Source organism: Colwellia sp. F1 (genome assembly GCF_056238625.1).
In genome coordinates this window covers 1-2,887 of sequence record NZ_JBWDLI010000066.1, presented here as the reverse complement: position 1 = coordinate 2,887, position 2,887 = coordinate 1, and the positions used below count along the sequence as shown (strand labels likewise).

The 2,887-nt window shown below is 51.3% G+C and carries 3 protein-coding genes; all 3 read right to left on the bottom strand.

Translation table 11 applies throughout. From position 1 onward, the window contains the following. On the bottom strand, nt 1-573 hold a 573-nt coding region (locus AC0UA9_RS17210; RefSeq protein ID WP_475661938.1), incomplete at its 3' end, for a PFL_4669 family integrating conjugative element protein. Nucleotides 574-728: 155 nt separating this feature from the next. Beyond that, complete coding sequence (locus tag AC0UA9_RS17205; RefSeq protein ID WP_475661936.1) at nt 729-2,096, bottom strand: STY4528 family pathogenicity island replication protein; 1,368 nt, start codon at nt 2,094-2,096, stop codon at nt 729-731. Continuing rightward, complete coding sequence (locus AC0UA9_RS17200; protein ID WP_475661934.1) at nt 2,084-2,713, bottom strand: DUF2857 domain-containing protein; 630 nt, start codon at nt 2,711-2,713, stop codon at nt 2,084-2,086. The genes AC0UA9_RS17205 and AC0UA9_RS17200 overlap by 13 nt, the downstream gene beginning before the upstream one ends. Nucleotides 2,714-2,887: the final 174 nt, after the last annotated feature.

Here is a 2,887-nt window from a genome sequence, read left to right as displayed (position 1 = left end):
CTTCTCTCGTGCTTCTCGTGCCTTCGCGTTATTTGCCGCGAAATCATCACGAGTAACGCCGCTATAGCCTGGGTAGCGCTGAGGAAACGCACATAAACTACGCAGGTCATGGTTCGCTGAACGCAGCAAATCAAAAGCATCATTACGTGAGATCAGGGCGACATGACTAGCCAGCAATATATTGCGAGCCAAACGATCGAAGTCGATCAATAAACGTAGGGCTAACCATCCTTGCTGGCCACCGGTATAGACAGGCGTCATGAATGGTTTTTGGTTAACGTTTTCTTCGATAGTGAGCTCTTCTGGAATTTGCTTGAGCAATTTTTCTGAATCCGCCAACAGTACATCTACTCTAGAGCGTATATCTTCAAGCTTGGCATCAATTTGTAACATCCAGTGATCAGCATAGGGGTCATCGCGTGTGGCATTCCTCTGGACGGCACCCACTAAAAATAGGAATTGACGCATCCCAATAATCTGAGGCTTGCCAGACTCAACGCCGCGTCCCCACCACAGCCTGGTCGCATGATACGTATGCAGACTCAAGTTAATCTTGCTACGTAGTGCTCCCATTGAATTAATGTCTACCGCCATAGCCGACCTCACGTCTGATATTGATTAGTGTTCCTAAACCGCAAACACTGTTTCATGGCTGCACCTGACACCAGTCAAAATAGTAATCCCACACTGTGAGCATTTAGATATTTGCATTGCCATTCACTCATCAATTATCGCAACGACGGTGGCCCTTTCTCCCTCTTGAGCCCCACAGCTTTCATCATCGCTTCCCGCGCCGCACGTGCCGATTGTTTCGACTGCTCCTGTTCTTCAGGCGACACTGCTGGTTTGGGTGTTTGCGAACGGGCTGATCGAGTTGCCGATTCTGGTCGACTCACAGGGTTCTCCTGCTCTGAGGAGTCTTGGATATATCGCTCCCCTCGTCGTTCTGCTTGCTGTTGCGCATGCTGGGTGGGCCGAAACTCTCCCATTGCAGCTCGTTTGATCAACGTATGCAGCAAGCCCATGGGGCTTGAACTCTTGCCAACCGCTACCTTTCCAGCCGTTTCGTCTAGCACCGCCTGCTGAAGGTCAAACGGAAGTCTTTCGATAGACCGGAGAATCGAATGACGTTCTCCAGAAGGGAGCTCCAATTTGTCAGACCAGAAGAGTTTCCGCTCCTCACCGCTCTGACTCGCCTTACAAGTACGTAAGTTATTATAACTACTACGTACTGTAGTAAGGCCTGAGTTCGCTATGGGAACCAAGCGGTAAGTGCTTGTTTTTAGACTTAGTTCGCTATGGGAACTGCGGGTAGTTCTCGCTTGACCTCCGCTTAGTTCGCTCTGAGAACTGCTAGCTAAGTGTTTGTTTTTAGACTTAGTTCTCTCTGGGAACTGGGGGGTATCCTCTGCGTACCGCCCTAGTTCTCTCTGAGAACTAGGGGGCCGAGACTGCATCTCTTGGAAACGACGCGCACGTTGATTCAGTCGATCCATCGATGCCGGAGGAGTAGCGTCCCTGCTCTCCTTGGTTATGTAGCCCTGCTGCACCAGCTCGCTTTGTATTGCCGATGCAACCTCTCGTACTGCACGGTTATTATGACTGAGTGACGACTCAACAAAGTCAAAATACTCCTTATCGAGAACATTGGCCTCAGACGGACTCACTGGCTCGTCGTGCAGCACATACACATTACCCATCACCCGTCCATTTGACGCGTGACGGGCACGATGACTCAGGCTTAACCACCGTGTTAAACGGAGTGTCGCCATCACCCTCGACACACTGCCTCGTGACGCCTGCTTACCCATTGAGCTCCGTAATAGTGGCTGCAACTCATCGTAGGTAGGAAACGCAGTCGTTTTGTCTGCATTACACAACACACGAATGATTTGCCAACCGAGTACATCCACAGCACCTAAACGCGGATCTACCAGCAATGCTCTTGGCACTGTCTCATGTACGTTGCCTAAAAATAAAAGCCCGTCGCTAGGATCAGCTTCATGCGGCAACGCCGAGGCATCAGAGCCTCGGCGTTGGGTGATCGCTGCCGTCGCACGACCTACGAGTACCTCCCAGTCGGCTATGCTCGGCATGGGGGGCCTCCTCGCCTGTCTATATCAGCACTCGGTTTAGGTGCATCTTCATCAGGGTCTTTTGAGGGGTCAGCATTGACCCATGTTTTCACGAGACTCCAAATTGCAGTTAAAGACAGTCCCGTTTCCTCTGCCAATGCCATCATCCCATTGAGATCATCAGGGGCGTATGTTGGATCCTTGGCATCAGGGGATATTGACTGCCACCGGTGCCAAGCGTCGTGTTCTTCTTTCTCAGGTGGTAATGCCTGGCGTCCCTGTCGAGTCTCCAACCCTAGTAACGATCGACGCGTTGAACAGTCGTTAGGTGTCAGACCAAAAAATTTACCCATCATTGTCACAGATGCGCCCAGTTCCAAGCAGCCGTCAATTTTTGACTCACAGTCTTGATCTTGCGTCAGCCTGCGGATGCGAGCCAGCAGCATTTCATGGTCGACAGAGACCCGGCAGATGACTTGTTTCTCTCTCGCCAACTCCTCCAAGTCACTGGCTGACATACGACGTAACGCTCGTAACTCGGCTTCACTGAATCCGAGCGCACGAGCGCGACGCATATTACCGTCGCGAATGAGAGCAATGGCCTGATTCAGTATCGCGTAATTCAATGACTGGCTCATTGGTCACCCTCCCCAATATTCTCACTAGGCTGGATTTCATCGCGCAGGACGCGAACTAGCCGAACCATGCGGTAGAAACGAACCAGCAGTTCATCCGGTAATGCATCCTCATCACTGCTGGTTCCTAACAGCTCTCCGAACAGAGATGCATCGGGGTACATAGGATGCAGTGGT